Annotated in this window: 11 protein-coding genes; 9 read left to right on the top strand and 2 right to left on the bottom strand. The window is 58.7% G+C overall.

The features are described 5' to 3' along the window. Position 1: 1 nt before the first annotated feature. A complete protein-coding gene (locus ACR2R1_RS01900; protein ID WP_166642552.1) occupies positions 2 to 1,228 on the bottom strand; it encodes a sialidase family protein in 1,227 nt (408 codons plus the stop codon). 1,249 nt (positions 1,229 to 2,477) lie between these two features. Here ACR2R1_RS01900 and ACR2R1_RS01895 point away from each other — a divergent pair. The 4 genes from ACR2R1_RS01895 to ACR2R1_RS01880 all read left to right on the top strand — a co-directional run bounded on the left by ACR2R1_RS01895 (position 2,478) and on the right by ACR2R1_RS01880 (position 6,873). Next, positions 2,478 to 2,861: a hypothetical protein gene (locus ACR2R1_RS01895; RefSeq protein WP_133717320.1), complete on the top strand. Its 384-nt coding sequence runs from the start codon at positions 2,478 to 2,480 to the stop codon at positions 2,859 to 2,861. 49 nt (positions 2,862 to 2,910) lie between these two features. Continuing rightward, positions 2,911 to 3,054 carry a hypothetical protein gene (locus ACR2R1_RS01890; RefSeq protein ID WP_166642553.1) on the top strand — a complete coding sequence of 48 codons (144 nt, stop codon included), beginning with the start codon at positions 2,911 to 2,913 and terminating at the stop codon, positions 3,052 to 3,054. A 398-nt stretch (positions 3,055 to 3,452) separates the two neighbouring features. Further along, a complete protein-coding gene (locus ACR2R1_RS01885) occupies positions 3,453 to 5,558 on the top strand; it encodes a TonB-dependent receptor domain-containing protein (RefSeq protein ID WP_133717321.1) in 2,106 nt (701 codons plus the stop codon). Between the two features lie 223 nt (positions 5,559 to 5,781). Then, positions 5,782 to 6,873 (top strand): dipeptide epimerase, encoded by a 1,092-nt coding sequence (locus tag ACR2R1_RS01880; RefSeq protein ID WP_133717322.1) that lies wholly within the window; start codon positions 5,782 to 5,784, stop codon positions 6,871 to 6,873. Between the two features lie 31 nt (positions 6,874 to 6,904). Here the strand turns inward: ACR2R1_RS01880 and ACR2R1_RS01875 are convergent, their stop codons facing one another. Beyond that, positions 6,905 to 7,228, bottom strand: coding sequence for a hypothetical protein (locus ACR2R1_RS01875; RefSeq protein ID WP_434112408.1), 324 nt, complete (start codon positions 7,226 to 7,228; stop codon positions 6,905 to 6,907). Between the two features lie 309 nt (positions 7,229 to 7,537). On the opposite strand from ACR2R1_RS01875, the gene ACR2R1_RS01870 reads away from it, so the two are divergent. The 5 genes from ACR2R1_RS01870 (at position 7,538) to ACR2R1_RS01850 (ending at position 17,068) form a co-directional block, all read left to right on the top strand. After that, the gene (locus ACR2R1_RS01870) at positions 7,538 to 10,828 is read left to right on the top strand and encodes a VanZ family protein (RefSeq protein WP_133717324.1); all 3,291 of its coding nucleotides are present in this window, start codon (positions 7,538 to 7,540) and stop codon (positions 10,826 to 10,828) included. 286 nt (positions 10,829 to 11,114) lie between these two features. Beyond that, positions 11,115 to 11,714: a hypothetical protein gene (locus ACR2R1_RS01865; protein WP_208110099.1), complete on the top strand. Its 600-nt coding sequence runs from the start codon at positions 11,115 to 11,117 to the stop codon at positions 11,712 to 11,714. A 1,096-nt stretch (positions 11,715 to 12,810) separates the two neighbouring features. After that, complete coding sequence (locus tag ACR2R1_RS01860; protein WP_434112406.1) at positions 12,811 to 14,409, top strand: acyl-CoA ligase (AMP-forming), exosortase A system-associated; 1,599 nt, start codon at positions 12,811 to 12,813, stop codon at positions 14,407 to 14,409. Further along, the gene (locus ACR2R1_RS01855; protein WP_133717326.1) at positions 14,402 to 15,637 is read left to right on the top strand and encodes a pyridoxal-dependent decarboxylase, exosortase A system-associated; all 1,236 of its coding nucleotides are present in this window, start codon (positions 14,402 to 14,404) and stop codon (positions 15,635 to 15,637) included. The genes ACR2R1_RS01860 and ACR2R1_RS01855 overlap by 8 nt, the downstream gene beginning before the upstream one ends. Positions 15,638 to 15,730: 93 nt before the next feature. After that, on the top strand, positions 15,731 to 17,068 hold the full coding sequence (locus ACR2R1_RS01850; protein WP_077730106.1) for a putative O-glycosylation ligase, exosortase A system-associated: 1,338 nt from the start codon (positions 15,731 to 15,733) through the stop codon (positions 17,066 to 17,068). Positions 17,069 to 17,212: the final 144 nt, after the last annotated feature.

Raw genomic sequence — 17,212 nt, 5'->3', positions numbered from 1 at the left:
GTCATAGGGAGAGGATGGCCATCGCCAAAGCCTTGCCGCCGCCGGGCCGCGCCATTGTCCAAAACGCCCGGAATCCCAAGGGCGTCGCCACGATTCGGGGGTGATCGGCGTTGGCATCCGGCGGCGTCAGGGCAACCGGGACCGACCAATGCCTGCCGCCATCCCTGGACCTGACCAGGTACACGGCGGCGCCCTCGGCGCCGGCTCGGCTGAACACGATGGCCAGATCGGACGCGGACAGCGCTGCAATGTCGCTTTCCCGGCTTTGCCCGTCGCCCAGCAGAAAAGGCGGCTCCCAGTGTTTTCCAAGATCGGAGGATCGCGCGTAGAAGAGCCCGGGCGATTCCTCCTTCCCGGTCCAGGCGACGCTGTGCAATACGGTTTGCCCGCCGGTTCCGGTTATGGCCAGCCCGCCTCCGCAATGAGGACAGCCGGTGAAATTCCAGCCGGCGATCCCCACCGGTCCGAGATCGAGCCAACCGCCGCCGTTCAACGGGCCGCGAAGGAGGCGCATGTCGTGCGGATCGGCGTCCCGGTACAGCACCGCCACGCTGCGATCCGGAAGTGCGCCGATCCGAGTCCAGCAGCAGGTGCAGACCGCCGGATCCAGGGTAGTCCGGCTGCTCCAGTTGAGGCCGTCCCGAGATGCTGCGTAGCGGAGACCCTGGGTATTGCCGTTTTCCTCGCGGTCGTCCAGCCAGACGAGGTGAAAGCGTCCGTCCCCGCCGACGGTGAGCGCCGGATAGCTCTGATTGTTCAGAGGGTCGCCCGCGGCCGGATTCTGGCCACGGCGCCAAGTCCGCCCTCCATCCTCCGAAGCGGCGACGATCAACGGTCCCGTGCCCGGCAGTTCGCCCCGCGCCTGCCAGACGGCGACGATGCGCCGGCCGTACACAGCAAGGCGGGCATCGTTACCGCGCCGGGAAATCACGGGGGCCTCTCCGCTCCCGTCGAGAAACCTGGGCTCGCTCCAGGTTTTCCCGCCATCCGCCGACCGCAGGTAAGCCACCCGGTCGCGCTCGCCGAAACGTCCAGCCAATAGCCCGTGTATCGCCCCCTGCTCCACGACCAGGTCCAAGCTCCTCGTTTCGGCCAAACCGGCGACGGCCACAAGAAGTTGCCGCTCTGCGATCGCCTCGGCCGACGCGGCCGCGAGACAGCCGAGCAATACGATCCCCACGGACAGCGGCGTTCGCAAGGCCGGATTCGATCGGTCAATGATAAGCACATTCATATCCGTGAAAATGATGGTTCCAACGTTCCAACGGGCGGCACACCCCAATGCCGTTAAGTTAAGGCGTCATTCCGGCAGGGAGTGCTCACCCCATCCCTGGGGTTCGTCCTTCGGACCCGCCGCGGGCGGTCCAAAACCGTTCCCGACGGTTTTGTGCTCGCCCCTTCCCTGGGGCTCGTCCTTCGGACCGTGCTTAGCACGTCCAAATAGACCAAAGCCGTCCTTGGCTTTCGCCCGTTGGGCAAACTTCGTTTGTCCCATTCGGCTCCCGGCCGAATGGTCGCTCCGGGCGAATTTGTGCCGGACAAACCGGCAGGACAGCCGGTTTGCACGCATCGCGCCCGAAGGGTGCCGGGCAGGATCGCCCGGCATGAATCCAGAGCACAGGGAAGTGACACGCCTCTGCCATCCATGGCTTCTGGACCCCGGCAGTCCCAATCGCAAACGGTGTCTTCGGGAGCACCGAAGCCACCCTTCCCTGCCGGGGTGACGTCCTTCGCCTTAACTTAACGGCATTGCGGCACACCCAGGATGTGCAAACGCCAAAATACCAATCAATTCCTGTGCCAGCAGGATATCGGCTTAAAAACAATCGGTTATAAATAAGTTAGGTATTAGGTATAAGGGAAATGACAGAGGTATTGGGGGAAATCGCGGATCGGATAACAACAAATAGAAGTAGGTTTATTGGCATCTCCTTTCGATTACTGCAACATATTTGATACATATTAAAAACCTGTTGCGTCGAGTGATATACATAATGCTGCTCGAAAAATATTCTCATCTCGGCCCGAACTTTACCTGCCATTTATGTTTTTTCACACAGCATATTATGGGGTTTCGCATAGTTCTCGCAAAAGCTCAAATAAGCGACATGATAGGCGCGCATCATAGTCCTGTGATATCCAACAGTATTTCATTATATAATGCGTCATTTCCCATAATTGAATTTCCAGATACGCCTTCTATTTTGGCATTAACAGCTTCATTTTCAGTTAGTTAAATAGACGGCAAGCCATTCTTAGACAGCACCGTCAATACAAACCATTTCAGCACCGAATCGTTATTTGACGCAGCGACATACCAAGGCACATAACTTGCCTTATATATGGCGGCTGAATGCGGGGCACGTTCTCCCTCTGATATTCATGCCGCCCGCGACGCTTTTTCGGTGTTACGGACCACCGAGAATTCACCGCGGTCGCGGGCTATTTTTTAATCGTATCGATACAAGGAGCATTACATGAGAGGCAATTCGATGATGCGTGTAATCTTGGCCCTGTTTCTCAGCATGAGCGCGGGCGTCAGCATTGCTGGCGGGCGTTATGCCGATCCGCCGCCGAATCTGGTGGAAGTGCAGAAAGCCAGCCAATCGGCTTTGGACGCGGCCAAGCAGGGCAACAAGGATGCGGCTTTGGACAGCGCCAAGCAGGCGCGCAAATTGGCGGTGGCTTCTTATAAGGAAAAAAGCACGATGCCCATGCAGAATTCCAGCAGCCGATTGAAAGCGGTGATTGCCGATCTGGAAAACGGAGGGCAACCTACGACTGCCGTTACTACGCTGGAAGAAGTCGTCAAATTGATCAACGACGAGGTCGAATACTATAAGAAAGAAGGAAAGCTCTAGCGATTATTCAGGCCAACCACACACCCGAAGCATGCGATAGGAGACCAGCATGGACATGAGCAAGCACTTGGCGATCGTCATTTCGATCGGTTTGATCTTGGCGGGATGCGGCAAGGAAGGCCCGTTCGGCAATACGCCGGGGCCCAAGAAGCCGGAGCAGCACGCGGCGCCTTTGGGCGAACTATCCCGCTAGAGCGGTTTCGGGGAGGATTGGATGATTGGGGTAGCTGTGCGCGTTTTCTTCCACGATAGCGCGTACGGTGCACCCCATCACCTCGTCCAGCTTCTAGGGATGTATAAGCTAATGGATGATTTCTTAAGGAGGCGGCTTTAACCGGGTCCGCTCCCGCACAAACATCTGGACACTTCGCCATAACGCGGCGCGACGGCCGCACACACTTGCAGGCACTCCTCGAAAAATACCGGATTGTTTACATCGAGATTTGATCCCTCGGCTAGGTTTCGCGGGACGGAAGCCGAAGCTTTAGCGGTCGGAATTCGCAGCATACCGACGATTCCCGTTCTTGAGTCCCTGAACGATTCCGTTCGGCACGGTGGTTGCTGTCATTCTTGAAATATTATTCTGAGCCCATGAAAACCCGACTCCATTTTTCCATTCATTCAATAGTTGGCTGGGGACTAGGTATCGCGCTGGGCACGCTGGCCGAACCCGCGCCGGCCCATCCCCAACCCGAAGAGGAAAACCCATCCTCTCTACTTGTTTTGGATACCGTGGAGGTCCAGGGCCGCGCCACCGATCTTTTGGGGGCCACCAATTCCGCGTCGCAAGGCGTGGTAGGACAGCCGGAATTCAAATACCGCCCGCTGTCCCGCGTCGGCGAACTGGTGGAAGTGGTGCCGGGCGCCCTCGCCACCCAGCACAGCGGCACCGGCAAGGCGAACCAGTATTTTCTGCGCGGCTTCAACCTGGATCATGGCACCGATTTCAGCGTCACTGTGGACGGCGTTCCCATGAACCTGCCCACCCACGCCCACGGGCAGGGTTATCTGGACCTGAACGGCATCATTCCGGAACTGGTGGACCGGGTGGAATACGGCAAGGGGCCTTACTACGCCGACGTGGGCGATTTTTCCTCCGCGGGCTATGCGCGCATGCACACCCTGCACCGACTGCCGCAAGGATTCGTGAAGTTCACCGGCGGCGAATACGATTATTACCGCGTCGTGGCGGCGAACTCGAACGCGCTGGGAACAGGCGATCTCCTCTACGCCGCCGAAGTCAACTTCAACGACGGTCCCTGGAAGCGGCCGGAAGAACTCGACAAGTTCAACGGCATGCTGCGCTATACCATCGACCGTGAAGATTGGGGACTGGCGCTGCACGGCAAGGCCTATCGCGCCCAATGGAACGCCACCAATCAGATCCCGGAACGCGCCGTGCAATCCGGGCAAATCGATCTTTACGGGACCATGGACCCCAGCGATGCCGGCAAAACCGACCGCTACAGCCTGTCCGGCGACTTCTGGAGCCGCGGCGATTCGTACAAGAATCAGCTTAACGTGTACGCGGCTTACTACGACGTCGCCCTGTTCTCCAATTTCACCGGTTTTCTCGAAGACCCGGTCCGCGGCGACCAAATCGGCCAGAAGGAACGGCGCGTGACCGTGGGCGGCAGCGGAGAGCAGACCTGGTTCAACCGGTGGTTCGGCTTGGATATGGACAACACGCTGGGTTTCCAGGTCCGGCACGACGCCATCATGGACCTGACCTTGAACCGTACCGAACGGCGGCGAACTATCGGGGCGGTGAGCCGGGGCAATGTGGACGAAACCAGCCTCTCGTTCTACTTCAGCAACCAGACCCACTGGCTTTCTAAATTCCGCACCGTGGCCGGGCTCAGGAGCGACGCCTTTTTCTTCGACGTGGCCGACCGTCTTATCCCGCAAAATTCCGGCAGCGAGACCGCTTCCATCGTCAGCCCCAAGCTCAGTCTGATCTTCGGCCCCTGGCAAGATACCGAATTCTTCGTCAACCTGGGCTACGGCTTTCACTCCAACGACGCCCGCGGCGTGACCACGCGAGCCGACCCCACCGACCCCACGCTTCCGCAAAGCAGCGTGCCGCCGCTGGCCAAGCAACGGGGCGCCGAAGGCGGTATACGGAGTCAGTACGTGAAAGGCCTCAACACCACCCTCGCGGTGTGGTGGCTGGAGTCCGACTCGGAACTGGTGTTCGCCGGAGACGCCGGCACCACCGAGCCCACCGGCAAAAGCGAACGCTACGGAGTCGAGTGGACCAATTTCTACAAGCCCATCGACTGGCTGACCCTGGACGCCGATTTCGCCTTCACCTCGGCCAGCTATCGGGACGCGCCGCGCGGCGCCAACGACATTCCCAATTCCGTGGGTCGGGTCATCAGCGCCGGTGCGGTCGCCGAACTGCCTTACAACTTTTTCGCCACGGTGAGGCTGCGCCACTTCGGTCACGTGCCGCTCACGGAGGACGGCAGCGTCGACGCGGGCGACACGACCCTGGTCAATCTCGGCGCGGGCTATCAATACCGGCAACTGAAACTTGCCGTGGACGTCTTCAACCTGTTCGATTCGAAAAGCAACGATATCGCCTACTACTACACCTCGCGACTTCCGGGCGAACCGCCCGAGGGGGTCGACGGCGTTCTCAAACATCCGGTCATGCCGCGGCAGGTACGGGTCACGGCATCGGTCAGCTTTTGAACGAATTGAGACCCGGAAGCGTCCCGATCGATCCAGAGGCAAACCGGTGTGTCGGCAAGGGGCTGCCGACCTACTGACCTATAATGGCCCGACACGAGGCAGAAATTCGTAGGTCGGCAATCCCTTGCCGACATATCGGGTCCGACGGGGCGCTTTTGACGGCGATTCTTCCTAAGTCCTGCCTATAATGCCCCCAATGCGAACATAGGCAGCGAACGACGCCATGAACAAAGACCTCGAAATCAGACGAGTCGATATCCACAAACTCGACGTGCCCCTGATCGCACCGTTTACTATCGCCTCGTCGAGACTCGATCGCGTCCGCAACGTCGCGGTTCAAATCACGCTCGCGGATGGATCGGAAGGATGGGGCGAAACCTCGACCTTGCCGCCGGTGACGGCCGAGGATCAGGCGATCGCGCTGGACGCGCTGAAGCAGGAGGCCGGCCGCCTGAGGGGACGACATGCCGGGGAATGGCGGCGGATCTCGGCGGAACTCCTCGAACGCGTCCCGAACTTCCCGTCGGTCCGGGCCGGCATCGAGATGGCGCTGATCGATGCCTTGGCGCGCCATTGCGGAATTCCGCTGTTCCGGTTTTTCGGCGGGTTTCAAAACCGGCTCGCCACCGACATCACCATACCCATTTGCGCCGCCGAGGACGCGGAAATTCTGGCCCGGCAATACCGCGGCGAAGGTTTCGAAATCCTCAAGGTCAAGATCGGCCTCGATCGCTCCGACGATATCGGCCGGCTCCTGGCCATCAGGCGCGGGCATCCGAGCAGCCGTTTGATTCTCGATGCCAATGCCGGCTATTCGTCCGACGACGTTTTCGTGCTGCTAAGGGAACTTCGCCTCGCCGGCATCGAGCCCGCGCTGCTCGAACAGCCCGTCGCGCGAGAGGATTGGGACGGTCTCGCAAAGCTTGCCCGCGAAGCCGGCGTACCGGTGGCCGCCGACGAATCTTGCCGAACGCCAGAGGATGCTCTGCGAATCGTACGGGACCGCCTGGCCCAGGTGATCAACATCAAGCTGGTCAAGTGCGGCGTAATCCGGGCGCTCGAAATCGCCGCCATCGCCCGCGCCGGCGGGCTGGACCTCATGATCGGCGGCATGGTCGAAACTCGGTTGGCCATGGGCTTCAGCGCGCATTTCGCGGCGGGACTCGGTGGCTTTCAATGGGTCGACCTGGATACGCCGATGCTGCTCGCGGACGATCCGGTGGAAGGTGGCTGCAAGCCGGCCGGCCCCAATTATTTGCTGGATGACGAAATCGCCGGTCACGGGGGATGTTTAAGAGGAGCCGCCACGAAGTGAAGCGGGCTTTTTCGGCGAGCCCGTACGAAATTCAGGAAACGAACGTTCCCTTGTTCCGCGACTTCGTCTGTTCCCCATATTCCTGCTCGTTGCGCTGCCACTTCGACCGGCCGTAGAGATAACCCACGAAGGTCCAAACCAGGACGCCCAGTATCAGACGAAACGGAAGATTGCCCTGGGTGCTGAAGATATCGCCGAACACCTGGTGTTGATACACCATGGTAGAAAAGACAAACATGAACCCGCCCCATTGCAGCACGCCATGAGTCCAAACGAAGCGGCGTTTCCCGCGCGCTCGGGTTTGCTCCCATTCAGCCAGGCGTTGCGGCGTCCAGGTTTTTTGGGTGTCTTTCATATCGATTCTAATCCAATGGGTCCTGTACAAAATTTCGCATAGGCCGATCCGCGCCGAAAAACGCGCAGTAATTCCAAATCGCCTTCGATAAGGCATTCATTTTGTAGGATGGGTAGAGCGAAGCGAAACCCATCGATGGTGGGTTAGGCCGCGCGGCCGTAACCCACCGAGCGGCTGATACAGTAGGCCAATCGAAAAAGACCGCATCGCGATTGAACAAAAACGAAATGCGGCGTACGGTTTCCCCTGTTGCTGCCCGAATATTACCACCGGCCTTTCTCAGCACCTGACGAGCTTGATATCCGACCGATGAGCATGCCCACAGCCGACCGTCGCCACGCCTTCTTCGCGTTCCTGGTCTACCTGGTTTTCGTTGTGTACGGAAGCCTGGTGCCTTTCGAGTATCGCGCCTACACGTTCGATGAGGCAGTCAAACAGTTCTCCGCCATTCAGTATCTGGACCTAGGTATCGAATCGAGGGCCGACTGGGTGGCCAACATCGTGCTCTATGTGCCGTTGTCGTTCCTGGGCTGCGCATGGGGCGTCGGCATACGGTCGACCGCGCCACTGCGTCACCTGACGGCGCTGTCGATCTTCGTGTTCTGCCTCGCGGTCGCGGTCGCGGTGGAGTTCACCCAGATATTCTTCGCTCCCCGCACAGTCTCGCTGAACGATCTTTTGGCCGAGACGCTCGGCTCGGCCGGCGGAATCGCCCTCTTCGTCTTGGGACGATGGCGCATCGCGCGGCTGTTGGATGCGTTCGCGGAAGGCGGACGCGCATCGGTATACGCAGCGATGATCGCCTACCTGATTCTGTATCTCCTGTTGTCCCTGTTTCCCTACGACTTCGTTGTCTCGACCCAAGAACTTGCATGGAAGTTGAGCTCGGACAATTGGGGGTGGCTGATCGCGGGAAGCTGCAACGGCTGGCTGCGGTGCACGGCGCGTCAAGCGAGTGAAATTGTCGCGATTGCGCCGCTCGGCGTCTTCATCGCTCTCGCCGCTCCGGGAATCGGTTACCGCCGCATCTTCTTGATCGGAGCGATGCTGAGCCTGATCCTTGAACCCTTTCAATTGCTGCTCGCGTCGGGCGTGAGCCAAGGGCTTTCGGTACTATGGCGCGGAGCGGGACTGGCGGCGGGTGCCGCGATAGGCCGAATCCTGCTTCGGCATGGCCCCTCGCCCCTGGCCTGGATTATCAAGAACACGATACCCTTCGCCGCGTTGCCGTATATCCTGGCGCTGCTGGCGCTCGGCGGCTGGTTCTCGACCGCTTGGCTGCCGTTTGCCGATGCTATGGCGCGCCTCGCGGGCATCCGGATCATGCCTTTTTATTATCATTATTTCACTACCGAACAGGCCGCCCTGGTGAGCGTGCTCGCCCAGGCCGCCATGTACGCTCCGATCGGTCTCGCCGGATGGGCTTTACGGACTCGAAGCCTAGGGGAGAAAACCCCCAGCATGCTGCAAGTGGCGTTTTTCGCCGCCGCGCTGGCGTTCCCCATCGAATTCGGCAAGCTCTTCGTTCCACCCAAGCACCCGGATTTCACCAATCTGCTGATCGCCGCAGCAAGTGCCGCGGTCACCTACGCGCTGGCGCGTTGGGTCGGAGTCGTACTGACCGGCAAGCGGGACGAGCCGATACAGCCGAGCACAACCCACGATCGAGAGCTCCCTCCGGCACATCCTCCGCCAACGCATCCCGAGGTCTACGGCACGCCACATCCTTTCGGCGTGCTGATCGCTTTCGCCGCGGCGCTGCTCGCTCTGGTCGGCATACTGTCCTATTCCGTCGGCACGCCATGGCTGATCGCGGCATTGGCGGGCTACGCGGCCTTGTTGTGGCGGTATCCCAGCGGATGGCTTTTCGCCGTTCCGGCTCTCCTGCCCGCGCTCGACTTGAGTCCCTGGACCGGCCGATTGATGCTGGACGAATTCGACCTGGTCGTCCTCGTCACACTCGCCGTGACCTATCTGCGGATTTACCGGATAAAGCCTCGGCCCTGGCCGAATCGAAGTTTGTCATGGGCGGTCGCGCTGCTGTGGGTAAGCGGATTGCTTGCCGGCGCGCGCGGCTTGTGGCCGCTTTGGGGAAATGAAGGAAATTTCTCCGACAGCTCTCATTCACCGCTGGAAGCCTGGATGGTCGGCAAGGGACTCTTGTGGGCGCTGCTATTCGTACCCCTCACACGACGCATCCCTCCGGAAAACAGCGGAGCGGCCCTTCGCCAGATGGGAAACGGCTTGGCCGCCGGCTTGGCCATGGTGACGTTGGCGGTCTTGTGGGAACGCCATGTGTACGTTGGGCTGGGAGACTTCGAAAACGTGTTTCGCGTAACCGGAACCTTCGCCAGCATGCACACCGGAGGCGCCTACATCGAGGCCTTCATCGCTTTCGCCTTTCCGGCGCTGGTGGTTTCGGTACTCGCGACGTCCAACCGGATGCTGAAGCTATTCGGCGTCGCATCCGCCATGGGCGTCAGCTATGCCATGCTGGTGACCTTTTCGCGCGGCGGATACGCCGCCCTCATTGCTGGCCTGGTGCCGGTACTGTTCAGCATGCTGCGGCAGCGGAAAGAATTTCCGATCCATCGCTGGCTGGCGCTCGCGGGACTTTTGACGGCCTCGGTTGCCGCCGCCGTTCCCGTGCTTTCCGGCGGATTCGCACAATCCCGGCTGGCACGCATCTCGGAGGATCTCTCCATTCGGGAAGCGCACTGGAAGCGTGCTCTAGGTTTAATGGATGACGGACCGATGGCAGCACTCATTGGAATGGGTTTCGGGCAATATCCCGTTCTCTACGCATTGGGCGCCGAAACTACCAAAGCACCGGGCACCTATACCGTCATGCGCGACGGCGACAACCCTTATCTACGCCTCGGTGCCGGCGAGCCGGTTTTTCTCGATCAGATCGTCGACGTCGCCCCCGGCGAACATTACATACTTTCCGCCCGGATTCGGCAGGCTTCCGGCGGCGGCTTCCTCAGTGTTCCCCTCTGCGAAAAGGCGCTGCTTTACTCATTCGACTGTATCTTGCCCGAACTGCGGCCGGAGTCGTCCGAAAGCAACTGGCAAACGGTCACCGTCGAGGTGAGTCCCGGAAAACTCGGCGGGAGCGGCAACTGGCCCTACCGGCCGGTAAAACTGTCGCTGCACAACAAGAGTTCCGATACCCCGCTTGACGTGGACGACATAAGTCTCATGACCGAGAAAGGACACGAACTGGTGGCTAACGGCGATTTCAGCGACGGAGTCGCCCGCTGGCTGTTCGTCGCCGATCAGGACTTGGCCTGGCATATCCACCAGCAAGCCGTGGAGATGTATTTTTCCCAAGGCTTGTTGGGACTGGCGGCTTTGGCGCTGCTGTTGCTCGGCGTCGGAAAAACTTGCGGACCCGCCCTGGCGAGAGGGGATTTAGATGCGGCGATCCTGCCCGGCGCGCTGCTGGCATTTCTTACGGTGGGTCTCCTCGGCAGCACGATGGATACCCCACGGCTATCCATGCTGTTCTATCTAGGGGCGTTCGGTGCCGGCTTGCTGACGCGTGCCAATCGAGCCGGGAGACCTGTGCGGCGATTCTTGCAGGATGTAGTCCCGTAACTGAAATCCCCTGCTTCCATCGCAAACGGCCGCTTTAGTCTCGCTCCTTCCCGAACGTCACGGATCGGCAAACGGGATCGTCGGCACAGGCTTGCCGATCTCCGCTTGTAGGCCGGAATAATTCCATTCGGCATTCGAGTAGACATTATGTAGGGTGGGTTAGCCCCTCGGCTCCGCTCGGGACAGGCTCCGCGTAACCCACCGATCCGAGGCCGCTCGGTGGGTTGCGGCCGCGCGGCCTAACCCACCATCGATGGGTTTCGCTTCGCTCTACCCATCCTACAAAATGAATGCCGGATTGAAAGCGATTTGGAATAAGCCTGTCCTGAGCGAAGCAGAAAGTGCGCTAGCGGTCCCCGGCGAAAGAGCAGAGTTTTTTCGGACACTCCTACAGATATCGATAGAGCTTGCCGGGCTCATCCGCTATAGTTACGACCGCTTGCGCGTCAATTCACCGGGGGATAAAACCATGAAATCAATCGTCATTCGGGGCGTGATCGTGTTCGTCAGCATCGCAGGCGAGGCGATGGCAGCGTGTACCGGCCCTAATCTCAACCAAATCCAGCTTTCAACGGCGTTATCAGGCATGACGGTCTGCGCGACTCGAGGCGCCGAGCGATGGCAGGAGCAGCACCAGGGTACCGGCGGCGGTACGCTCGTGGATTACAAGAATGGCCCTTCCGACCCGGTGGACCCGTCCGAAACAGTCGGCACTTGGAGTATCTCGGGCACTGGAGCAAACGCGGTTGTCCGTTACGACTATGGCAACGGCGGTACCTATGACTATCGTGTTTATGGCAACGGCGGCAACAGTTACAGTTTCTGCGACGCAAGCTCGGGCGAAGAAATCGTGGGCACTGTTGTAAGCGCCCCTTCTTGTCCGTAGCACGGTCCTCTCGGATAGCGATTGACAAAGAGGTGGCGGGCGACCCGAGCCCGCCGTGCGCGGCTGAAGCCTTCCTGTACAAATAACGCCGACGGAGTGCGCTGATTGGATTCGCTTTACCCGTCCCCGGCTCCGATTCATGCCGCGCTTACTTTAAGGCAGAAAAAACGAACACGCGCCTCCGTGTCCCGGAATATTTCGGGCAATGCCGTTACGTTAAGCCGTCATTCCGGCAGGGATTGCTCACCCCATCCCTGGGGTTCGTCCTTCGGACCCGCCGCGGGCGGTCCAAAACCGTTCCCGACGGTTTTGTGCTCACCCCATCCCTGGGGTTCGTCCTTCGGACCGTGCTGCGCACGTCCAAATTTGCTCCGGGCAAATTTGTGCCGGACAAACCGGCAGGACAGCCGGTTTGCACGCATCGCGCCCGAAGGGTGCCGGGCAGGATCGCCCGGCATGAATCCAGTACACAAGGAAGTGATAGGTCTCTGCCATCCATGGCTTCTGGACCCCGGCATTCCCTGCCGGGGTGACGTGCTTAACGCGAAAATTACGCGATTTTTGCCTAATCGACGTCCACCTGACTTGTTTTCTGCACCAGAGCGACGGGATTACGCGCGTTCACGATTCGTAGCAGACTTACCGATACCGAAATGATGATCAATAATTATGCGGAGCCATTTCTAGAGCGTTTTCCGAGCCGGTGTAAGGGAGCCCCATATGTAGGTCGGCAATCCCTTGCCGACGTACCGGCTCGGCAAAGGGCTTTGTTGGAAGGGCAGCTCTGGCGCTCCCAGAGATGCCGTTTGCGATTGGAAGGGTCGCGACTAAAGCGACCGTTTGCGATTGGGAAGGGATTGCCGACCTACGTTCTTCCCGCCCGGCACGAAGCCGTACACCGGGATGGAAAACGCTCTAAGTACATTCCGCAAATATTTGCGGAATCTCGATAGATTGGCTTGATTGGCGGGGTTGTCCTGCAGGTTGCCTATGCCGCAAGACTTCCCTGAATGTACTTAGCAACCGGCTCCGGATATTTTCCACGCCCTACCGACGGCATATGCCTGCAAAATCAATTCATCGCGAAAAATAAGCCATGCCTGTATTAGTTCATGATTTATTGGCAAGAACCGCAGAGATAACACCTTCCAACCCTGCAATCCGCCACAAGGAGGCGAGCCTCACGTTCAGTGAGCTATCCGTCTCGGTATCGAAGCAGGCTCACGCATTATCGGCAGTCGGCCTTTTACGCCAGCAGCGCGTCGCGGTCTATCTGCCCAAGCAAGTCGAAACGGTTGTCAGCTATTTGGCCGTCTCGCAGGCCGCCGGAGTATTCGTACCCGTTAATCCCGTGCTTAAGGCCGAGCAGGTCGCCTATATTCTTCAGGACTGCAATGTCAGGGTTCTGATCACGTCTCAAAGCCGCCTCAACGGCTTGATGGGCGTACTCGCAGCGTGCACCGATCTGCACACGGTCATCGTCACCGATTCGACCGAAGAACTGCCCGCGATCGCCGGGGTTCGGGTCTTAAGCTGGGCGGGTTTGTCACGACTGGAACCATCCGCCGCAAAGCCGGCCAACCCGGTCATCATCGATACGGATATGGCCGCCATCTTGTATACCTCCGGCAGTACCGGCAAACCCAAAGGGGTCGTGCTTTCCCATCGGAATATCGTTACCGGCGCCAAGAGCGTCGCTCAGTATTTGGAGATCGTCCCCGAGGACCGCATCCTCGCCGTTCTGCCCTTCAGCTTCGATTACGGGCTGAACCAACTGACGACGGCACTGCTCAAAGGCGCCTGCTGTGTGTTGATGGATTACCTCTTGCCCAAGGATGTCGTCAATGCCCTAACGCGTTATCGCATAACCGGACTCGCGGCCGTTCCGCCGCTGTGGGCGCAGTTGGCTCAACTCCAATGGCCGGCAAGCATCGACGAACATCTGCGCTATATGACCAACTCCGGCGGAAAAATGCCGAAGGCGACGTTGGAGCGCATCCGGGATAACGTGCCTAGCGCCAGATTCTTTCTGATGTACGGTCTGACCGAGGCGTTCCGGTCCACTTACCTTCCGCCCGACCAGATCGATCTCCGGCCGGACTCGATGGGAAAGGCCATTCCGAACGCCGAAATCGTCGTCGTACGCGAGGACGGCACGCCCTGCGCGCCGCACGAGCCCGGAGAATTGGTGCACAGAGGATCTCTCGTCGCTTTGGGTTATTGGAACGACCCCGAAAAAACCGCCGAACGTTTCCGACCCGCGCCGGGACGCGCTCATGAATTACCGATACCGGAAATTGCCGTGTGGTCCGGCGATACCGTGACCATGGACGAGGAAGGCTATCTTTATTTCGTCGGGCGCAAGGACGATATGATCAAGACCTCGGGCTACCGGGTCAGCCCGACCGAAGTCGAGGAGGTCATTTATTCGACCGGGCTGGTCTCGGAAGCCGCCGTCGTCGGCGTGCCCCACCCGATCTTGGGCCAAGCGATCGTTGCGGTCATCTCCACCAGCCAGGCCGAAACGCCGACCGATAACTTGATCGAGGTTTGTCGCCAGCGGTTGCCGAACTTCATGGTACCGGCGTCGATTCAGCTTCTGCACAGCTTGCCGCGGAATCCGAACGGCAAAATCGATCGAAAACAACTCGCGGCGCAATTCGCCCGCCTCTACGAAGAGGGTGCCCATGAATAAGGAATCTCCCCGTCACGCCGCTCTGACTCAGTTTCCGGTCGAAGATGATTGTCTGATCGTCGGCGGCATGAAATTGACCCGGCTGGCCGAGCGCGTCGGACGAACGCCGTTTTACGTCTACGACCGGCGGCTCATCACGGAGCGCGTCGAACATCTACGTAAGCATCTCCCCAAGGAAATCCACTTGCACTATGCGATCAAGGCCAACCCTCTGCCGGCGGTCGTCCAGCACCTGGCGGGATTAGTGGATGGCCTCGACGTGGCTTCCGCAGGCGAAATGAAAGTCGCGCTCGACACCCCCATGCCTCCCGAGCACATCAGCATGGCCGGTCCCGGCAAGCGCGCCGAAGAACTGTCCTGTGCGATCGCGGCCGGAATCTTGATCAACGTCGAATCCGCTCACGAACTGGATGTCATCGCCCGACAGTCGGAGCGCCTGGGTCATCCGGCAAGAGTCGCGATTCGCATCAACCCGGCATTCGAGCTCAAGTCCTCGGGCATGAAAATGGGCGGAGGCCCTAAGCAGTTCGGCGTGGACGAGGAACTGGTGCCCGAACTGTTGCGGCGTGTAGGCAAATACCAACTGGATTTCCAGGGCTTCCATATTTTCAGCGGTTCCCAGAATTTGCGGGCGGAAGCCATTATCGAAGCCCAGCAGAAAAGTATCGAGCTTGCCCTGCGTTTGGCGGATCACTGCCCTTCGCCGATTCGCCTTTTGAACATCGGCGGCGGCTTCGGCATTCCGTATTTCCCGGGCGAGCAACCTCTCGATATCCGTCCGATCGGCGAGCAACTGACGGAACGTCTCGAGGAAATTCGGCCGCATCTTCCGAATGCTACGGTCGTCATCGAACTGGGCCGTTATATCGTCGGCGAAGCCGGTTTGTACGTTTGCCGAGTGGTTGATCGAAAAATGTCCCGCGGCCAAGTCTTCCTGGTGACCGATGGCGGGCTGCACCATCACCTCGCCGCGTCCGGAAACTTCGGTCAAGTCATTCGGAAGAATTATCCGGTGGTGATCGGAAACAAAGTCCAAGGCAAGGGGCGCGAAGAGGCCAGCGTGGTCGGCCCGCTCTGCACCCCCCTCGACATTCTCGCTGATCGAATGGATCTGGCACGGGCCGATATCGGCGATTTGGTGGCCGTTTATCAATCCGGCGCCTACGGATATACGGCGAGTCCGAATTTGTTTCTGAATCATCCTGATGCCGCTGAAGTGTTGGCCTAAACAGGCTCCGGAATCAGCTCGTGGCTTTCACCGAAAAACGGATCGGACGATGGTATAGCCCCGGCCCCGCAAACCTGTCGATATGAGTATTCCATGCGTGATTTGATAGTCACTCTGATCGTTTTCGGAAGTGTTCCTTTCATCTTCCGATCACCGGCCATCGGCATTCTGATGTGGTCGTGGCTCGCTTACATGAATGCCCATCGCGCCTGTTGGGGCTTCGCGAGAAGCATGCCATTTTCTTTGATAATTGCTCTATCGTTGCTGTTGTCACTATTGATCAGCAAAGAGGATAAAAAAATACCGTGGACTCGGGAAACGACAATGCTCGCCATCTTCATCCTCTGGATGCTGATCACCACGATTTTCGCCTTGAATCCGGAAGGAGCCTGGGAACAGTGGAACAAAATATGGAAAATTCAGCTTATTACCTTCCTGACGATGATGGTCATAAAGGACCAGCGCCGGATCTATCTGCTGGTTGCAACGATTGCGGCATCGCTGGGTTTTTATGGCGTGAAAGGAGGCATATTCACGATTTTGACCGCAGGAAGCTATCATGTCTGGGGGCCTGACGGAACCGTTATCGGCGGCAACAACGAGATCGGTCTGGCCTTGATCATGACCATCCCTTTGATCCGATATTTGCAAATGCACAGCAAGCCGATCTGGCTCAAGAATGGCTGCTTGGCGGCCATGATATTGTGCGTTGTGGCAGTACTCGGAACTCAGTCCCGCGGCGCGTTGCTGGGTCTCGTCGCCATGGGAACCTTTCTCGTCATGAAAGGGAAAAACCGTTTCGCTTACTCCATACTGGCGATCTTCGGCGGCTTGACCCTCTATATGTTCATGCCCGATTCCTGGCATGAGCGCATGGGGACCATCAAAAGCTACGACCAGGATGGATCCGCCATGGGGCGCATCAATGCCTGGGGATTTGCGATAAATTTGGCCATGAGCCGGTTATTGGGCGGGGGCTTCGAAACATTCGATCCTTATCTGTTCAAGATTTATGCTCCCAATCCGGACGATTACCATGATGCCCACAGTATTTATTTCGAAATACTCGGGGAACACGGTTTTATCGGTTTAGCTATTTATCTCACCCTCGCTCTCTTTACCTGGCGGAGCGCGGCCCGTATTGCCAAGGAAGCCAACCATTACCCCGAGTTAAAGCCGCTTGCCGATTTAATGCGCATGATTCAGGTGAGTTTGGTTGGATACGCAGTCTCGGGAGCATTTCTGGGAATGGCATACTTCGATCTGTATTATGCCTTGATCTCTATCGTCGTGATGTCCGGCTATGTGGTGCGGAGATACGCCACGAATACCGACATGACCGAAAATTCCCAAGCGACTATATCCGAATCGACCGTCTCGACACCCGGCAGAAGCGGCTCATTCGTGCGTAAACCGATCAGGCCGGGCTAAGTACGAAACCTTTGGATGTTACGGACGCCTCGAACCGTCATTCACCGGCGGCAACATAGGCAGTCTGGTGAAAACGAACGACAGCAGATATTTTTGTGCCAGCCGACTGGACCGTCGAGGATATTTCCGGACATCCCGCAGTGC

This window comes from Methylocaldum sp. GT1TLB, assembly GCF_051027445.1.
In the GTDB taxonomy this organism is placed as follows: domain Bacteria; phylum Pseudomonadota; class Gammaproteobacteria; order Methylococcales; family Methylococcaceae; genus Methylocaldum.
This window is presented reverse-complemented; position numbering and strand designations above follow the sequence as displayed.